The following is an 18,384-nucleotide window of genomic DNA, read 5'->3' on the forward strand; positions in this document are numbered from 1 at the left end:
TAAGTTATTAATACATTACTTGAAGTTTGACGATATTCCCATTCCTGGGGTATTCATACCTTGATTCAGCAACGCCGGATTTTCAACCTTGATTCCGTTTGAATCGGTGTAATATTCTTTTAGCCCGACATCCAATCCAATAGTATTACCTGTCGGCGCTGTATTTTCCTTTCGGTCAACATCAATACAGAACTGGACGTACACACCATCCGCACGTTTTACCAATCGAACCCGTTTTATTTGGTTGATTTGGTAAAAATGCAGGTCGCGTGTGCCTTTGAGTTTGAGTTTGCCAATTCCTTTTTTATCCGTGAAAGTTATCGACTTTCTGTCATCTGCAACCTTCCATCCGGTTGACTTGTACTCTACCGAGCGACAGTCTCGCTGGAACTTTGGATACCCTTTTTTACCAGGAATCTTCTTCTTGCAGTTTTCGTAAAATCGGGAGATAGCTGCCCAAGCACGTTCAGCACTTGATTGTCTTGCCATTGAGTTGAGTTCGTCAGCAAACGGAAACGTAGCTGCCAGTACAGCACAATATTTATTCAAGTCGTATTTGTTCTTTTTGGGATTGTCCATCCAATAGCGCAAACAGCTATTGCGGACAAATTGAGCGGTACGAATTGCTTCGTCTACTGCTTTGAACTGACTTGATTTTCCGTAAGATTTAAACTCAAAAACGAGCATGGCTCTACCTCCACTCTTATGCTACCGCAATCAGCACAAAACGGAGTATGGCGTAATGAAAAGTTACAATTAAAGCCGTCCTAGAAGGACGGGGTTTTCAACCCAGTTTTTTGATAAACCAGTTTATCGAAAATTTGTGAGAGCGATCGGCCTGGGGTGAAGGCCCCAGGCGCTGAAGATGGGTTTCCGAAGCATTTCAAGGAGATATATTTAACGAACCGCGAAGACGCGAAGTGCGCGAAGAAAGATGGAGAAGGAAGAAGATAGGCAATTTTAGCGGTTCGGGAGTTTGGTAATGCAGATCCGGAGGCTCGCCCCACGCGCGAGAAGAATGCTAAACTTTCCATCGGGCGTGCCGAACAGACGATCGTACATTATGATGAAAAAAATTAAAGTAATGCTGAAAAACCGCTACTTGACTGCTGCGAGTTCGATCGCCCTTCTCACAATTATTGCCGGATGTGCAGCTACTGAATCACCTCAACTTGCATCTCCCTCTCCTGTAGCTGAATCTTCCCCGCCGCCAGTTAAACCAAGTCAGCCTCAGCCCTTAATAGTCTCTGCTACCAATCCCGAAACCCCCACAAATACCAAAATCCAGCAATATCTCAACGGCTTAGCCGCCCAAGGTTTTGCCAAAGAAAACCAAGGCGTCTGGATGCAATCTGGCAATACTTTGCTAGCCAATCATCAAGGTACCGTTCCTCTGTCAGCCGCTTCTATTACCAAAGTAGCAACATCTCTCGTAGCGCTGCAACAATTCGGGCCGGAACATCAATTTATTACCTTAATTGGTACAACGGGAAAAATTGAAAACGGCGTATTAAAAGGCGATTTAATTGTGGGCGGAAGCGAAGATCCGTTGTTTGTTTGGGAAGAGGCGATCGCCCTCGGTAACGCCTTAAATCAAAAAGGCATCAAGCGAGTCAGTGGCAATTTGATAATTGTCGATAAGTTTTACATGAACTTTGAACTTGATCCCCTCAAATCGGGAGAATTGCTCAAACAAGGATTGAACAGTCAAATCTGGCCCAGCGAAGCCGCTGCCCAGTATCAAACACTGCCTCCCAATACGCCCAAACCCCAAATAGCAATTGATGGTACTGTAAAAGTTTTGTCAGCACCTCCCAATGACGTGCAGCCTTTAGTCAAACATTATTCTTTGCCCCTCGCCGAACTGATCAAAAAAATGAATCAGTACAGCAACAATCTCATGGCAGATATGCTAGCTGATACTGTCGGTGGCGCTAAAACAGTCGCGCAAAAAGCAGCAGCAGCAACCGGAGTTCCTCCCGCAGAAATTCAACTCGTCAACGGTTCGGGATTGAGCGAAGAAAATCTCATTTCTCCACGGGCTGCTTGCGCGCTATTTCTAGCTTTAGAACGCTATCTTGAACCTTACAGCATGACAGTTGCTGATGTCTTAACTGTAGTTGGAAAAGATGAAGGAATACTGGCAGAACGGGCGCTTCCAAAATTAGCAGTAGTCAAATCTGGCACCTTGGATAATGTTAGCGCTTTGGGCGGAGCGCTGCCAACTCAAAAACAAGAAACTGTGTGGTTTGTGATTATGAATGGAGGGGCAAATGTCGAGACATTTCGCACTCAGCAAGAGGTTTTGCTGAAAAGCTTTTTGAATGAGTGGGGAAGTGTTCAAGTTTCGCCGCCGGAATTAACGCCAAATCCTGCTAGAAAGAGTAAGGTATCTCGCAGCGAAATTGTCAATTGATATCAATTCCGGTTGCACTCTTTATGATTGTTGACTGTTGACTGTTGACTGTTGACTGTAGAAGGAGGGGTGGAAAAACTCAATGGTTGAGTGTTAACTGTTGACTCGATTTTATTATTCCGATGCAACCGGAAACGATATGATTGGAGGCTTACGCATGGGGGCCCAGAAACCGGGTTTTTTTACAAAAAGACGCCTTGTCACCCGCAAATTCAGCAAAAAATCCGGTTTCTTTAGTTTGTAGGGTGTGTCAGCACAGAAAAGTGGAATTTTTAGCTAAAATAATGCAAGCTGATACACCCTAGGAGTACAAACCAATTTAATTAGGTGTTTTTGCCCTAGCGACTACAATGCCGATCGCACTTTCGACTCTGCTAATATATCTCTGCAAGTCGTAAGCAACTGTCACCTCCCCAGCCGGCGAAGCGTGAATTAAACCCATATTGCCGTCAGCATTGCGGTATACTAAACCGGTGTGGGTGACATCCAATCCTTTAACATCCGTGGCTACCGCTACAATATCCCCTGGTTTTAACTGAGAATAAACACTTTTTATCTGATTTGTGGGGATGTAATTAACAGTAGTTTTGGCTAACTCTGCTTCTTGGCTGACTATGCACTGATAAGTCGTTTCGTCTTTGACCATTTGCGGGTAACTGCTGCGGTGCTGACTCATGAAATTTAGTGTTTTATTCATGGGTACTCCCCCTAATTCAGCCGTGATATTTTCCACAGTTTGCCGTTTTTGATTGTCGTTAATCCATTCGGAAAAATAGTGCAATCTGCTGCAATAACCGTTGATTTTACCGTTTAAATACCGCTGTTCTTCTATGCGATTTACAAAATTTTGATAGTCGTAATCTTGTACTGCTACGCCCCTGGCGATCGCCAAAACGGTTTCTACAAATAAAACGCAATCAAATTTATTCAAAGTTACGATCAACTTTTCTTCGCCGGATTTGTCCAGCAAACCAGCGGCGTAGGGCTTCCCTAGGAAATTATTGGCGATTGCCTGGACGATTTCTCCCATCGAGCGATCGTGCAAATTTTGTTGTTTTGCATACTGTACAACCTGTTCAAAACGTGCTATGTCTTCAGGTTGTGCAGCGGTTTCTCTCTCCGTGTTATTTGAATTATTTGAGTCTGGTCGTCTCGCCAGCACTTTCAGCAATTCGGAATAGGAAATTTCCGCTAAATTGTTGAAGTCCCACAACATACTCGGAAAACTGGAAACAGTTTGCTTGTTTGTTACTTCCCGATTTTCGCTTTCTCCCGTCAAGGAAAACGCTACATCCGCGCCCTGTCCTGCTGTTTGTCGATCGACAACATATCCCGCTGCAGATTGAGACTGAAATGCCCAAACATCAGGTATCAAAGAATTATTCACGCCGACGATCGCAAATCCCAAAACAGCCAGACTCCAAAAATTTCTCATGTTTTTCAAAGGATTTTGCTTCAACTCAGTGCTATCCTGAAAATTTTACAATTACTAGAATTCTCAATCAGCCTAGTAGACAGATAAACTTGGCAACAGCGGACTAGATCGATACACTTGTCATTTAGATGCCGCCCTATTATAAACTGATCGTGCGAGTTTGATAGCACAAAACTGTAATGCAAGTAGAACGCCGACGCCGCCCCATCGGGCCGCAACCCCCAATCGAGTCCCGACGCCAAAGCACCGAGCGCCCATTCCAGTCCCGACGCCAAAGCACCGAGCGCCCGGTGCTATCTCGTCGTCGCCCAATCCCGACCCGACGCCCCATAGACCTCTTGCAAAAGTCGCTCTCAATTCTGGGAATTATCTGGGTTAATCTGCGTTCATCTGCCTTGTATCTGCGGTTGACCGATCAAGCAAAGATTCATGCAACAGGTCTAATCCAATCCCGACGCCAAAGCAGCCAGCGCCCCGTCGGACGCCGACGCCAAAGCAGCGAAGGCCCAGTGCCATCTCGTCGCCGAGTGAGGACGAAATTTTCTCGGCTAAAATACCGTAACATTTTGTGTTTAATTGCCGGGGCGATCGCGATCGGTTGGATTGTCACAATACCGTTCAGAATTCGCCGTGCCCCAGAACCGCCAGTCATATTGCCTCAACAGGCCGTCTCGCCTCAAGAAACACTCTCGCCTCCGACAATTGAACCATCGGAAAATTTAGCCGATCGTCAAAGCGAGCCTACCTTTAGCTACAACATCAAAACACCTCCCAATCCAGTTTACTCTCAAGAATTGCAAGGGATTGTTGATGAATCTGTGAAAATTGCAACCAGCAAAGGACTGCCCGCAGAACGGCTATCAATTACCCTATTTGATGTCAGCAATTCCCAAAGTCACACCTTTGCTGGATATCAAAATCAAACTCTCCGATTTCCCGCTAGCGTTGCCAAGTTATTTTGGATGGCAGCGTTCTACTCAGCCATAGAAAAAGGCATCATTACGCAAAGAGAATCTGCCTTTAAAAACGACCTAGAACAAATGATGCGCGTCTCCAATAACGATGCTGCCAGCCGACTTTTAGACAAAATCACAGATACAAAATCCGGCGGCAGGCTCGCAGGAGAAGAGTTGCAAACCTGGCTGAAAAAGCGCACTCAAATTAACACATTTTTCCAGTCGGCCGGCTACAATGATCTTCGTATAAGCACCAAAAATTATCCCATATACTATTTAAGACAAGAAGGGCCAATCGGTCGCGACTTGCAATTGCGGGGCGATGCTTCTGTGCCGATTCGCAATCAAGTAACTACCGACCAAGCAGCCAGATTAATATATGAAATCTATACTAGGCAAGCGGTTTCCAGCGTCGCCAGCCGCAAAATGGCTTACTTGCTAACGAGAGACTTAGACCCCAAGGCTTGGAAAAAAGACCCTCTCAACTCAATACAAGGATTTCTCGGCGAATCTTTACCACCTAATATTTATTTTGGTTCCAAAGTAGGCTATACTTCCAAATCCCGCAGCGAAGCGGCATTTGTGAGAACTTTAGACGATCGCGCCATTTATATCTTAGTTGTTTTCGCAGACGATCCTGCTTATTCCAAGGACGAAACAGCATTTCCTGCAATTTCCCGATACGTTTTCGATCGGCTAAACGATCGTGGCCCCAGCACTTTGCAGTGATATGGAGTAGTGCCTGTTGACTGTTGACTGTTGACTGTTAGTCGAAAAACTGAATGATGGTTAGATGCAATCGGGTAGCATCGGAATTATTCGTCTCTCTGTTCTCTTCCTCTGTTTTCTCTGCGTCAACAGCGGTTTAATCATTCCAATGCAACCGGATTTGATATGAGTGTTGAATGTTGACTCGATTTTACAATTCCGGCGCGGTCAGAAGTGAGATTATGCACAAACAACTGTTTCTGCGAAAAATGGGTACTGGCGGCCAAAAAAAACAATTTTTTGACCACAACTCTATGCTTTTAGGTTAGCTAAAACCCGCATAAATAAATCCGGTTTCTGATATCCTATGATACTATGTCCGGCCCATTACCCTTAATAGGGTAAGGGCGGGTTCACGAAAAATATCTGCCAATAATTGACAATCTCAAAAACCCGCCCTTTTAATCACGGTCACTCGATCAGACATGATATGAGCAAGTGCTAATTAAGTTTGTCGTAATGAAGTCGTTTTTCTCTCGTCTGCCAAGCGCTAACTCTAAACGGTGAGTTTAACAATTGATTTACTGGATACAATTTAACTGGGGCGAAAGGATTCGAACCTCTGAATGGCTGGACCAAAACCAGCTGCCTTACCACTTGGCGACGCCCCAACGTCTCAACATTTAATATAGTAACACCCAGACACGGGAATCTGTCAAGCATTTTGACAATAAAATTTAAAAAATGTTTTTGGAACCCGTCGCCTGCAGGTTTATGCTTTGCTCGCAGGGGGGCGAGCTACGGGGATTTCAATCCTGAAATCCGCTCCCTGTCCCGGTTCCGAGATACACTTCAAACTTCCTCCGTGTTTTTCCACCACTATCTGGTAGCTGATAGACAAGCCGAGCCCCGTACCCTTGCCTACAGGTTTAGTGGTAAAGAAAGGGTCAAACAAGTGGCATTTAGCTTTTTCGGGCAATCCGGGCCCGCTGTCTTGAATCCGAATCACCACAACTTGACCCCTCGACTTTCCTGACTCATCAGCCTCCGAGTCTGGGTTCACCACCGCCGTCGAGATTTTGATCGTCTTGGGCGGAGGCTGATTTTCCAAAGAGTCGATCGCATTCGCCAAAATATTCATAAATACTTGGTTGAGCTGTCCGGGATAGCACTCTACCTTCGGCAAGTTGCCGTAGTCTTTAATTACCTCAATTCCCGGCACTAGCCCGTTTGACTTCAAGCGACTCTGCAAAATCAGCAGCGTGCTGTCAATCCCTTCGTGAATGTCCACCGGCTTCATCTCGGCTTCGTCGTGCCGTGCGAAGTTCCGCAGAGACAGGACAATTTGGCGGATGCGTTCAGTTCCCATCTCTATTGAAGACAGAATTTTCAGCAAATCCGGCACTATGAACTCAACATCGATTTCTTCGTTTTTGTCGAGTATTTCGGGGCAAGGCTCGGGGTAGTGCTTTTGATACAAGTGCAGCAAATCCAGCAGATTTTTCATGTACTGCTTGCAATAAGTCAAGTTGCCGTAAATAAAATTAACCGGATTGTTAATTTCATGGGCGACGCCGGCGACCATTTGACCGAGAGAGGACATTTTTTCGTTTTGGATGAGCTGAGCTTCTTTCTGCTGCAACTGCTGCAATGTTTCCGTCAGTTGGCGGGCTTGAGTTTGAGCTGCTAAGGCTGCCGCCCGGGTTTGGGCGTAGAGTTCGGCTTGGTCGATCGCGATCGCCAATTGATCCACCACCGCTTGCAGCAATTCCACTTCGCTCGTCGCCCAAGAACGGTGGCTGCTGTAATGGTTACAAACTACAGCACCCATTTGACCGGAGCGAGTCTTGACAGGCAGCAGCAGGTTAGAAACAATCCCGATACTGCTCAAAAAAGCTCGCGTGGGCGGTTCGATGCACAGTGCTGTGGCAGTGTCGCCGAGCCGGAGCGTTTGGCGGTGGCTAATTTTCTCGGCCAGCAGGGTTACTTGTTCGATCGGGTATTCTGTAAGTCGGTCTTTCAGTTCGGGATTTGCCGCTTCGTGGGTGATTGCAAAGCTTGGCTGCCCGTCTCGCGAGATGGAATACCACAAAAAGTAGCACTGGTCAACCTGCAACAAGCTGCGAATTTCGTTGACAGCCGTATCTAAAATTTTGTCGAGATCGAGGGAATTCCGCATCTGGCTGGCGAGGCCGAAGAGCAGGGCTTCGCGGCGGCTCAACAATTCTTCTCGGGCAGTGACGCGATCGATCGCCACGGCGATGGCGTTAGCCATGCAGCCCAGAACTTCTAGCGCTCCCTCGCTTGCCAAAGCGTTACTGCACAGAGCCATCACTCCCACCAACCGATCCTCCACAATCAGCGGATAGGCGGCGCAGAGAGACGGGTTCGACAGTAGGCACACAGGAGCCGTTTGGAGGTTTCCGGCTTCTGTTCGCACCCAATCTTCTATTTCCCGTGCCCACTCTTGGCTGCTAAGTCCTGAATTGGCCTGCAATTCTAACCGCTCTGTCTGCGGGTTGAAAGTCCAGATGCTCACCCCTGTGGCGTCTAGGTACTCTACCATTGCCTCGGTGCAGCGGTTGAGGATGACCGATATTTTCCCGCCTTGTCCGAGGGCTGCACCGACTTTAGCTTGCAGGGTTCCCAAGCGAGCTCGCTCTTGTAGGGATGCTGCCGTTAGTTGGCGATCCGAGGTGTCGCGGGGGCCGGCAACGATTTCTCGGATTTGTTGGGTATCGTCCGCGCGCCCGATGCCCGCTGAAGCTTCCCACCCATATTGAGATTTGCCTGTTTCCCCCAGCGTCGGGAGCTTTTTTGTTCCGTATATTGTCCTGCTACTCTGTGGCGTATGTACCGCATACCAGCTCGATCGGTTAGAGCCAGGAACTAACTCCGAGATTTGCTGGCTGTTCGAGCTGATATCTTCTACCTCTGGCAACTGTTTCTGGGCTTTGACTAATTGCCAGCGCAGCTCCACCAAACTCGCAACTTGCCGACTTAAAGCTTGGAGAGCTTCTATCGTTTCTTTTGTCAAGTCTCGCGGCACCGAGTCCATGACGGATAGCACTCCCAGCACCTGCCCATCTGAGCTAACAACTGGGATTCCGGCGTAAAATTTCACGAAGGGGTAGAAAACGATCAGCGGATGCTCGCCAAATCTCACATCTGTGGAAGCGTCTCGAACAATGGCTGCAGGCAGTCCTTTAAAGGAATTTATAGGGAGTTCGATCGCCAATTCGGGAGCAACTGGCGGTTTTTGCAGGGGAATTGCCCGGTCAAATTCCGAGTTTGAGTTTGAGCCGACTGCGAACTCTTCGGGAATTTGATCCAGGGCGCGAGCGCAAAAATTCAGGTAACGGTGGGCCAAAGTTCGATCGATACCTAGCTGCGACTTCAACCAGTGGCGGTTTCCGTCAATCAAGCTCAAGAAAGCAATAGGAGTTCGGCTAAGCTGAGCTGCCAAACCTACCAAATTGTCCAAGCAAGCGTCTGGAGCAGAGCCGAGAAGCTGATACAAGTCAATGTTATGGAGCTTGAACACTTTTTTATCAAGAGGCAAGGGTGCTTTCATCATGTGTAACTGCCCGTCTAGTTGCTGGCAACCGCCCTTCTCAATACTTTCGAGAAAAACAAGCTATGAATTGTGTGATGGGAGACTGTGGGCGCAAATTCGGCGCAGGCTGCTTGCGCCAAATTCCGACTAACCTCTTGACTGATCTGGAAACTTTTGGGTTATGGGAGTTAGAGCACCCCAGATCTAAGACTATATAAATTATACTTCCAGTTGACTATGCTTTTGAATACCTCCGGCTCTCTAAATCTAAGAGCCTCTGTTGGGAGGAAGCCGCTTTCCCAAATATATGACTATTGCTTACCTTTAATTTTTTAATCAGTTTAATTGTATTTTAACAGACTTGTCTAATCGTGGGTAGCTGGCTTGCTGGTAGATTTAAATCAGGGGTTTGTGCCACAATACCAGTGTCCTTTACCGAGCTGTGCCGATTCCGACCGTTCAACTACAGTTAGGAGATGAATTACAAAAGATTGGTAAGATGTTAAACTTTGTAACAAGAGTTGTTCAAACTCGACCTTTTAGGGTTTATGGGCCCGGATGCACATTTTGCAACTGTTGTAATTGCCGATCGACCACTCTCCCAATCCCTTTTTTTGGGCTTGAGGTAAAAAAAACCGGGCTAAAGTTTCAACTAACGCTCCAACGGGGTTGACAATTATTGCACAGAGACAACTCTCAAAAAATGACGGCGGGAATTATGTTTGGTATTTTCAACAACTATAAATAAACAGGGAGAAGAATATGTCTGCAAGTAGCAGTCAAGTACCAACTATTTTGGCAGTTGATGATAGCGTCGTGATGCAAGGACTTGTTAAACAGGCCTTAAGCAAAGAGTTTCGAGTTCTCGTAACCGACAATGCAGTGGATGCTTTGTCAACGATTTATCACGAACAAATTTCGGTTTTGTTGCTCGATGTTTCGATGCCTGGTATTGACGGATTGGAACTCTGCCGCACGGTGCGGAGCTTGCCTCAGTTTCAGAATTTGCCGATCGTAATGCTGACAGCGCGAGATGGAGCCTTTGATAAGGTACAGGGGCGTTTGGCGGGAGCAACAGAGTATTTAACTAAGCCTTTTGATGCTGATAAGTTACGCGAGGTAATTGGTAAGTTTATCAAAATCAAATAATCGGAATAAAAAAAATCAGTTTTGAGTAATTAATGAAGTAATTTGAGTAATTAATGAAGTAAAAAGTTTGGCTCGCGCTCTCTGATCCTCGACTTCTTTAACAAGTCGGGGGGCGGGGTATTCTGCACTATTTGCGAGGTAAGCTGTTGGGCATCTAAATTGTATTTTTTGGGCGGGCGAGACGCCCACCCCACAAGACTTTTCTTAAATTTGACTCTACAATTTAAATGCACTTCAGCTTAAGTCCTAAATTTTTAATTTAGCCAGGAGTAGGGGAGCGATCGCACTGACAGGTAGAACATATTGGGCGGCACCGAGGGCGATCGCCTCCTTGGGCATTCCGAAGACAATGCAGCTAGCTTCGTCTTGGGCGATTGTCAACCCCCCTTGTGTGGCGATAGCCAACATTCCGTCAGCACCATCTCTACCCATTCCTGTCAGCAAAACCCCCGCTGCTGCCCGACTATAAAAATTAGCTACCGACTTAAATGTCACCGTTACAGAAGGGCAGTGTCCCGCGACATGAGCCGATTCTGAATAAACAAATCGCCCTTGAGAGTCCAATTCTAAATGACGTTTTTCCGGCGGGAAATAAACAGTCCCTGCTTGTGGCAATTCCCCAAAAGAAGCTATCTTAACAGGCAGTTTCGATTCATTACCCAGCCAATCAACTAATCCTTGCAAAAAACCTTCACTGATGTGCTGGACACAAATTATAGGCACTGGAAAACTAGCCGGAAGTTTAGAAATAATCGTGTACAGTGCTTGCGGTCCCCCTGTTGAAGCCCCTATAGCCAATACTTTAATAGTTGGAGATTTAACATTTTCGTTGGAGAACTTGTAATTAGCAACTGGTGCTTGGTTGATTTTTACAACTTGATTATTATTATATTCTGTTGGCATCTTTTTTTGATGCCGTGTAAATACTTTAACTCCTGAGAGGATTTTAACTTTAGCTATTAATTGATTGGCGAGGCGAGCGTAATCAGATACCAACCCGCCAATCGGTTTCGGAAAAACATCCAATGCACCAGCCTTTAACAGTTGAAATACATTCTGAGTATCATTCGCTTGCACTGAAGCACTAATTACTAAAATTGGTAGCGGATATTTCTTCATTACTTCTTCCGTAAATTCTAACCCGTTCATTGGTACCATGTTCAAATCCGTACAGATTACTTGGGGCTGAAGTTTGGGGATTAATTCTAGTCCTTCTAATCCGTTGCAAGCGGTTCCTACAACTTGGATGTCTGGCGAGGACTCAAAAATTCGTTTGAGGACGAGCGTAACTACTGGAGAATCTTCAACTAACAATAGTTTAATGGGCGATAACATCAGTTTGCTGGGAAATGGGGAATGGGGAACGGGAAATGATAAATTCGGCATCCATGCACGGGGAATTTTTCACTAGACACAGGGCATTGGGCCTTGCTAATTGGTAGTAAATAACAAATAGCTAATAACTAATGACTAATGACTAATGACTAATGACTAATGACTACACTAACCTTTTTAGTGTCTCTACCAGCACATCTTGATTGAAAGTACCTTTAGGAATATAAGCATTTGCCCCCGCATCAGCACCTCTTTTTTTATCTTCATCCGATGCCAAAGATGTCACTAAAATTATCGGCAACTCACTGTATTCTTTTTGCTCCCGAATCTTAATAGTCAGGGCCAAGCCGTCTAAATTTGGCATTTGTATGTCAGAAATCACAGCATCAAAATCGCGAGTTTTCAATTTATGGAAAGCATCCAATCCGTCTACCGCAGTCACAACTTCGTAACCCGCACCTTCCAGGATGCGTTTTTCTTGAGTGCGCGTGGCGATCGAGTCTTCTGCTAATAGTATAACTTGTTTTCTGCTGGCAGTCTCAAGTTGCGATCGCGCACTCCCAACCCCACGAGACGAAACTTGCTGGCGTACAGATTTTATCAAATCGTGGGGATTGAGTACCATACAAACTTCCCCAGTAGCGAGAATGGTGGCACCCGAAACATTTCGCACCCGTTTCAGCAATTGACTTTGAGGTTTCATCACCACATCCTGTTCGTCTATCAAAGCATCTACAAATAATCCCAATCTTTCCTCCCCGACTTTCAAAACAATACAAGGCATTTTTGAAGTGGAATTTACGAAGTATTTTTGATTTTTTATCAGACTTTCACTCCCGGTTTCCTGTCTCAAATACCGATTCTTTTGCCAGCCTTGTCTAGTGTTTAATTCTAGTAAATCTGTCAGATGAGCAACTGACAGAGGCTGACCCTTTGAAAGTATAGTTTCCTTACCTTCTATAGCAAATATATCAGACGGAGACACCTGTTGTGCCGTGTCTACAAACTCGACTGGCAGAGCATAAGGAATGTCTTCAACTACGACAATTAATACATTTGCTGTAGCTAAAGATGTGCTGATTTGCAGCCTCAAAGTGCATCCTTTTCCCGGCAAAGACTCTACTTGAATACTACCTTTTAGGGCTTCAACATTAGTGCGAACTACATCTAAACCCACCCCGCGCCCCGAAACTTCGGTAACAAATTTTTTTGTCGAAAAACCCGGAGTAAAAATTAAAGATTGTACTTGATTTTCTGTCATTTCTGCCAGTTGTTCAAGCGTACAAAGATTACGTTTGACAGCCGTTTGTTTAATGCTCTCTAGATTTAGTCCCCGACCATCATCAGCAACTTCAATAATAATATTGCTAGCAATATTATAGCCTTTGATTCGGAGAGTAGCCACGGGAGGTTTACCTAGTTGTTTCCGCTCCTCAACAGTTTCAATACCGTGGTCGATCGCATTTCTAATCATGTGCATTAAAGGGTCTTTCATTTCCTCTAAAATGCGTTTATCGGCTGTAGTTTCGCCTCCTTCAATCACTAAGGCAACTTCTTTACCTTCCCGTTTCGCTAAGTCTCGAACAGTTCGAGGAAATAAATTAAAAATAGTAGACAAAGGCAGCAGTCTCAGAGTGCGAATTCCTGATTCTAATGCCTCAGCGATTAATTCGAGTCTGGCAGTATCTTCATAAACTCGATTTCTCAAGCGGTTGACTAAAGTTCCGAGACGTTCTAAACGTTCTTCTGTACGTTGATAGTAATCCTGCAATTGGCTAAATTTACCGTTGGCTTTAATACCGTTTTCATCTATTTGCATCCGATCGAGAGTCAAGCTCGTTACAAAATATTCTCGGCTCCACTCTTCCCACAAAGTTGTAATTTGTTCGAGCTCTGCAACTCGGTGTCCTAGCCGAGTTTTTGTGACAGTAAGTTCCCCTGCTTGAGTCATTAAATCGTCTAAATTTTGAGTAGCAACGCGAATGGTTTCAATGCGGTAAGATGAGGTAGAGGATGCAGTAACTGCCGACTGCGACGCCGACGCAGGGGCGGGTTCAGAAGGTGCAGGCAAGTTGTGAGCTTGCAGTGGAAATTCGGGCTGGGATTGTCGGGGTAAAAAAGAGGAATTCTTCTCTAAGTTAACGACTTCTGAATTTTCAACGTTGGTTTCTGGTTGTTGGGTAGGAGGCTCAGTAAATTGCGGTTCTACCAACGGTTGTTCTGGTACTGGTGAAGATGATGGCTCTACTATTGAGGCGGCCGCCTGTGGCTGTAACTGACTAGAAGCACCCATCATGCTAGCGAGGATATAAAATGTATTAATGCCGGAATCTTGGCCGGTAACGGCTTCGTTAACGAGTTTGCGGATGGCCTCTAAACCTTGCGAAAGTCGATCGCTAATATCTGAATTTAGTGGAGTTTCTCCCCGCTTGACACCTCCCAAAATATGCTCCATTTGATGAGCTAAAGATGCTACATTTTTTACTCCCAGCATCCCAGCATCACCTTTAAGAGAATGGGTTTCCCGCAACAATTGTTCTAACTTAGCGAAGTCGTCTGGATGTTGTTCTAAGTACAGCAATCCGTCATCTAGTTTCTGTAAGTGTTCTTGACTAGCGACTTTAAATACATCTCGAAGTTCTTGATCTTCAATCATCATATATGTTTTTGAGTAATAGGTAATTGAGCATTGCTCATGGGTAATTGGTAATGATAATTCTCTTGACTACTCAGTCGCTCGCTAATGACTAATGACTAATGACTAATGACTAATGACTAATGACTAATGACTACTGACTACTGACTAATGACTACTGACTACTGACTACACTACTTTTTTAAGATTAAATGCAGCTTCTGTGAGTTGTTGAGTACCGATTTTAACTTGATTAATGCCGCTGACTGTTTGAGACGCGGATTCCTTCATAGAACTCATGGCATCACCTACTTGCTGAATTGCGCTCGCCTGCTGTTTAACATTAAAAGAAATTTGCTGGTTGCTAGCAAACACCAGATTGCAAGCTTCCCTCACACCCGTAAAAGCTTCGGCCGTATCTTGTGCTGTTTTCACCCCTTCTGCAACCGTTTTGCGACTATCTTCAGTTGCTTTCACCGTAGAGTCGATCGCGCCCTTAATTTCTGGAACAATACCATTAATCTTTTGTGCTGCTTGTTGGCTTTCATCTGCTAACTTACGAATTTCGCTTGCTACCACCGCAAAACCTTTACCGTACTCACCGGCTCTGACTGCTTCAACAGCAGCGTTGAGAGCCAGCATATTAGTTTGGCTGGCTAAATCGCTAACCAAACTTGCGAGAGTCGATATATTGCCAATCTGACTCGTGCTGTCGTCGAGTCGATGATTTTGCTTAGAAATTGCCACCACAGCTTCTCTAAGATTCAGCATTTGATTGAGAGTTTGATCTACCTTTTTAGTACCTTCTTCGGCGAGATTTAAAGCTTGGCGAGCGGCAGCGGCAACAGACTCAGCTTGCTCGGCTGTTTGCTGAGAAGATCTGCCCAAATTTTCTAGAGTTATAGTTGTTTGATTGACAGAGACAAATTGCCGATCTGCTATTTGCTCTTGCCGATTCATATTAGATTCTATTTGCAGTGAAAATGACGATATTTGGTAAATCAACCCCCGAATGAGAGCAACAATCTGTTGCAAAAAAAACCAGCCAAATCCCAGCACCACAGCCAGGGAAACAATAGCAATAAACGCTGCTATTTTCTGAAGAGAATCAATAGAAGAAAATAGCAACCTTTTGGGTGAAGTATCCACAATTACTAAAAATTTATTTTTATTTTCCTGGCTGGGAAAAACTGTATTATAGCTAATCACTAGATCCGTCTTGTCAATATTTCCCTTGCCACCTGAGAGTATTTTAGCAACAATGTCTCCTGAATAATCATTTTTGACATTTTCCTTAGTTTTGAGTTCCAATCCCCATGCTTTTTGAGGATTGGGATGAGCCAGATAATACCCATCTTGATTTAAGATAAAAGATTGGTCTGATAGTTCAGGATTAAAATTTTTAACCATATCGAGCAAAGTGCTACCCAGAGCATTCGTAATGACAAAGCCTTGTCTTTGTCCTTTGGCATTAAAAATTGGAGTGGCGTAGCGAATGGTTGGCTTGTAAGGAATTTCTATTTTCCCCCTTTCCTCATTCAGATTTAAGGAAGACACATAGACTTCTCCTGATTTTAGCTTCATAGTTGCCGAAAAGTAATCTGCGTCTGCTTTATTTTGTAGTTGAGAATCTGGAATAACTTGGAGATTTGTGCCGTCAGAATCTACGCGCACGATCTCCTTACCGCTGTTATCTATGTAACGCAATTGCATATAATAGGGCTTGGCTTCCATCAACGATAAAAATGTGAGTTGCATTCGATAAACCCAATCTTTATAAGTTGAATTAGTTTGTTTGTCTACTCCCTTTCCTTCTCTAGCTCTAATCATTCCCTGAACTGGGGGAGTTTTGCGGAGAAACAAAATATCGGCTCTCAGATTGTCAAATTGGTTAATCATTTGATTGGCGGTGGAATTAACACTGTCACTAAGGGTTATTAATGCTAAATTTTGTAGTGCTTCTGTTGAAGAAGAAATTCCATACCAACCAACCAGAGATACTGGAATCAAGGTACTTAAAATTAGGAGTAGGAGCAGTCGGTGCTGCATTTTTTGGAAAAATTTGTTCATCATTGGTTACGGAGGATTGGTTACTGGGAACTTGTACGCTCGCATAGTCTAAGTATAGGGAATTGGGAACTTGTACGCTCGCGTAGCCGAAATATAGGGAATTGGAAAATTGTACGCTCGCGTAGCCTAAGTATAGGGAATTGGGAATTGGTACTAAAGAAAAAATAACAACTCCCAAATAATAACTCACAAATCACAACTAACTACACTGCTGATTTGAGATTAGGTTCTGATTTGCCCAGAAACAAGTTATTACTCCCGTTAATATCGCTGGAATTGTAGCGATGCCGATCGCCAAAGCAATTGATTTAATTTTTAAGGATATATTGGGCCTTTTTTGGGAACTACTCATAATTCATCGATCTCCTACAAAACTGCTTTCAAATCTAAGGCTGCTTCATTCAATTTTTGAGTGCCGACTTTAGTTTGACTGATACCGCAAGCGGTTTGGGCTGCCGCTTGATTGAGGGAGTTCATAGCTTGCACTACCTGTTCGATCGCGATCGCTTGCTGTTTGGCATTCAGAGAAATTTGCTGAGAGCTCAAAACCACATTGTTAATGGCATTGGCAACTCCTGCAAATGCCACTGCGGTTTCTGAGGCAATATTCACGCCGGATTCCACTGTTTTAGTTCCTTCGTCTGTCACCATTACAGTTGAGTTAATCGCCCTTTGAATATCAGCAACTAATAGATTAATTTGCGCTCCAGATTTTTTACTGCGATCGGCAAGTTTGCGAATTTCTGACGCCACCACGCCAAACCCCTTGCCATGTTCCCCCGCCCGCACGGCTTCCACAGCAGCATTGAGTGCTAACATATTAGTCTGATTTGCCAAATCGCTAACTACAGTTGAGATATTACCAATGTGATCTGTTTGTTCGCTCAACTCTATAATTTGTCCTTGGATATCCTGAACTTTAGTTTTGAGAGTTGCCATTGCTTCTAAAGTTTGTTCTACAGCTTTTGTGCCACCTCCAGCTAAATTCAAAGCTTGCATTGCTTGAACCACGGCTGTTTCTATCTGCTGTGAGGTAGCCCTGGAAGATGCTCCCAATTCGTCCATTGTAGTAGTAGTTTCATTTACTGAAGCAGCTTGCTGACTTGCCATGCGTTCCTGTTCTTCCACGGTGGCTGCAATCTCAGTGGAAGAAGTGGCGATCGAGCTAATTGCCCGATCGATAGTTTGGGCAATTCCTGACGAAATCAACCCAGCTATAATAGTACCTAACACCAATAAAAGTACGGAAGCAAATACCACAGCCCAGAGCAAGAAAACTAAAGATTCCTTAGTTTTTGCGGTGGCTTGCTTAATCGCATTGACTTCAATGTCGCGAAATTGCTTATTCACTTCCACAAATTCATTCACAAATTTTGTCTGTTTTCCGGTGTTAAATATAGCCACGGCTTCCGCCCTCTTATTTTGTTGTAAAAAAACCATCATTTCGTTAGAACTCTCATAATATTGGTTGCAGAGTTGTAGCATCTTCTCTAAACGTTCTTTTTGTTCAGGATTTTGGATCATTGACTCAACACTATTAGCCGACTGGCGAGCTAATTCTAAACCTGTTTGAAAATCATTTAAAAAGTCAGTGTTTTTATTATTAATTAAATACCCGCGCAACCCCCGTACCATTTGCTCGGCACCTGCAGACATATTATTTGTGTGTCTGATCACATTTTCGATCCTTTCTACTTCTTGAAAATTACTCAATACCTGATTAGTGGTTGTATAAACTAGCACGGGAAAACCCAAGTATATAGTTGCTGGCGCTACATATGCAAGCAGCATTCTCTTTCTAATATTGAATTTTATTAAGTTAGCAAACATATTTTTCTCCTTAATTTTAGTCCAATATGGCTTGAAAAGCGAGGGGATTTGGTATAGCGTATGTTGAAGGAAGAAGGAAGAAGCCGCTTCGGCTCGCTTCCCTTTGACTACGCTCAGGGGAGGCGAAGCCGATCGCCATTCGGTTACGATCAGGGCGCGATCGGCCCCCTGAGCCTAGTCGAATGGCAAGTTAAAAAGAAGGAAGAAGCAATAAAATCAATGATTTGGGCCATAAACAACTTCCTCACCGTATTGGCGGTTGCTATATAGCAAGTCTAAATCATTTATGCAGAT

The 18,384-nt window shown here is 44.5% G+C and carries 10 protein-coding genes, 1 tRNA gene and 1 pseudogene; 4 read left to right on the forward strand and 8 right to left on the reverse strand.

Annotated features, from left to right (window positions below; genetic code table 11):
* Window positions 1-57 precede the first annotated feature (57 nt).
* A pseudogene (locus tag QT990_RS28035) lies at window positions 58-687 on the reverse strand (RNA-guided endonuclease InsQ/TnpB family protein); the annotation flags it as partial.
* Window positions 688-1,084: 397 nt separating this feature from the next.
* Between QT990_RS28035 and QT990_RS28040 the strand changes: the two are divergent.
* On the forward strand, window positions 1,085-2,416 hold the full coding sequence (locus tag QT990_RS28040; RefSeq protein WP_445305459.1) for a D-alanyl-D-alanine carboxypeptidase: 1,332 nt from the start codon (window positions 1,085-1,087) through the stop codon (window positions 2,414-2,416).
* Window positions 2,417-2,735: 319 nt separating this feature from the next.
* Here the strand turns inward: QT990_RS28040 and QT990_RS28045 are convergent, their stop codons facing one another.
* A complete protein-coding gene (locus QT990_RS28045) occupies window positions 2,736-3,851 on the reverse strand; it encodes an N-acetylmuramoyl-L-alanine amidase-like domain-containing protein (RefSeq protein WP_333305060.1) in 1,116 nt (371 codons plus the stop codon).
* A 179-nt stretch (window positions 3,852-4,030) separates the two neighbouring features.
* Between QT990_RS28045 and QT990_RS28050 the strand changes: the two genes are divergently transcribed.
* Window positions 4,031-5,536 carry a serine hydrolase gene (locus QT990_RS28050; RefSeq protein ID WP_333305058.1) on the forward strand — a complete coding sequence of 502 codons (1,506 nt, stop codon included), beginning with the start codon at window positions 4,031-4,033 and terminating at the stop codon, window positions 5,534-5,536.
* A 578-nt stretch (window positions 5,537-6,114) separates the two neighbouring features.
* Here QT990_RS28050 and QT990_RS28055 read toward each other — a convergent pair.
* Both QT990_RS28055 and QT990_RS28060 read right to left on the reverse strand, forming a co-directional pair.
* A tRNA-Gln gene (locus QT990_RS28055) sits at window positions 6,115-6,186 on the reverse strand.
* 101 nt (window positions 6,187-6,287) lie between these two features.
* Window positions 6,288-9,092: a GAF domain-containing protein gene (locus tag QT990_RS28060; RefSeq protein WP_333466032.1), complete on the reverse strand. Its 2,805-nt coding sequence runs from the start codon at window positions 9,090-9,092 to the stop codon at window positions 6,288-6,290.
* A 741-nt stretch (window positions 9,093-9,833) separates the two neighbouring features.
* Between QT990_RS28060 and QT990_RS28065 the strand changes: the two genes are divergently transcribed.
* On the forward strand, window positions 9,834-10,220 hold the full coding sequence (locus QT990_RS28065) for a response regulator (RefSeq protein ID WP_015175702.1): 387 nt from the start codon (window positions 9,834-9,836) through the stop codon (window positions 10,218-10,220).
* Between the two features lie 246 nt (window positions 10,221-10,466).
* Here the strand turns inward: QT990_RS28065 and cheB are convergent, their stop codons facing one another.
* The 4 genes from cheB to QT990_RS28085 all read right to left on the reverse strand — a co-directional run bounded on the left by cheB (window position 10,467) and on the right by QT990_RS28085 (window position 18,051).
* Window positions 10,467-11,555 (reverse strand): chemotaxis-specific protein-glutamate methyltransferase CheB, encoded by a 1,089-nt coding sequence (gene cheB, locus QT990_RS28070; protein WP_333284006.1) that lies wholly within the window; start codon window positions 11,553-11,555, stop codon window positions 10,467-10,469.
* Between the two features lie 163 nt (window positions 11,556-11,718).
* Complete coding sequence (locus QT990_RS28075; RefSeq protein WP_333466036.1) at window positions 11,719-14,211, reverse strand: hybrid sensor histidine kinase/response regulator; 2,493 nt, start codon at window positions 14,209-14,211, stop codon at window positions 11,719-11,721.
* A gap of 168 nt (window positions 14,212-14,379) precedes the next feature.
* On the reverse strand, window positions 14,380-16,263 hold the full coding sequence (locus QT990_RS28080; RefSeq protein WP_333143889.1) for a methyl-accepting chemotaxis protein: 1,884 nt from the start codon (window positions 16,261-16,263) through the stop codon (window positions 14,380-14,382).
* 363 nt (window positions 16,264-16,626) lie between these two features.
* A complete protein-coding gene (locus QT990_RS28085; RefSeq protein WP_445300647.1) occupies window positions 16,627-18,051 on the reverse strand; it encodes a methyl-accepting chemotaxis protein in 1,425 nt (474 codons plus the stop codon).
* 99 nt (window positions 18,052-18,150) lie between these two features.
* Between QT990_RS28085 and QT990_RS28090 the strand changes: the two genes are divergently transcribed.
* Window positions 18,151-18,360 (forward strand): hypothetical protein, encoded by a 210-nt coding sequence (locus QT990_RS28090; protein ID WP_333143891.1) that lies wholly within the window; start codon window positions 18,151-18,153, stop codon window positions 18,358-18,360.
* Window positions 18,361-18,384 lie beyond the last annotated feature (24 nt).

Source organism: Microcoleus sp. T3_B1, from assembly GCF_036700445.1.
Classification (GTDB): domain Bacteria; phylum Cyanobacteriota; class Cyanobacteriia; order Cyanobacteriales; family Microcoleaceae; genus Microcoleus.

Bases quoted from the DNA above. Each gene is read 5' to 3' on its own strand.
- QT990_RS28040 (WP_445305459.1), top strand. From the start codon at position 1,085: ATGCTGAAAAACCGCTACTTGACTGCTGCGAGTTCGATCGCCCTTCTC.
- QT990_RS28045 (WP_333305060.1), bottom strand. From the start codon at position 3,851: ATGAGAAATTTTTGGAGTCTGGCTGTTTTGGGATTTGCGATCGTCGGC.
- QT990_RS28050 (WP_333305058.1), top strand. From the start codon at position 4,031: ATGCAAGTAGAACGCCGACGCCGCCCCATCGGGCCGCAACCCCCAATC.
- QT990_RS28060 (WP_333466032.1), bottom strand. From the start codon at position 9,092: ATGATGAAAGCACCCTTGCCTCTTGATAAAAAAGTGTTCAAGCTCCAT.
- QT990_RS28065 (WP_015175702.1), top strand. From the start codon at position 9,834: ATGTCTGCAAGTAGCAGTCAAGTACCAACTATTTTGGCAGTTGATGAT.
- cheB (WP_333284006.1), bottom strand. From the start codon at position 11,555: ATGTTATCGCCCATTAAACTATTGTTAGTTGAAGATTCTCCAGTAGTT.
- QT990_RS28075 (WP_333466036.1), bottom strand. From the start codon at position 14,211: ATGATTGAAGATCAAGAACTTCGAGATGTATTTAAAGTCGCTAGTCAA.
- QT990_RS28080 (WP_333143889.1), bottom strand. From the start codon at position 16,263: ATGATGAACAAATTTTTCCAAAAAATGCAGCACCGACTGCTCCTACTC.
- QT990_RS28085 (WP_445300647.1), bottom strand. From the start codon at position 18,051: ATGCTGCTTGCATATGTAGCGCCAGCAACTATATACTTGGGTTTTCCC.
- QT990_RS28090 (WP_333143891.1), top strand. From the start codon at position 18,151: ATGTTGAAGGAAGAAGGAAGAAGCCGCTTCGGCTCGCTTCCCTTTGAC.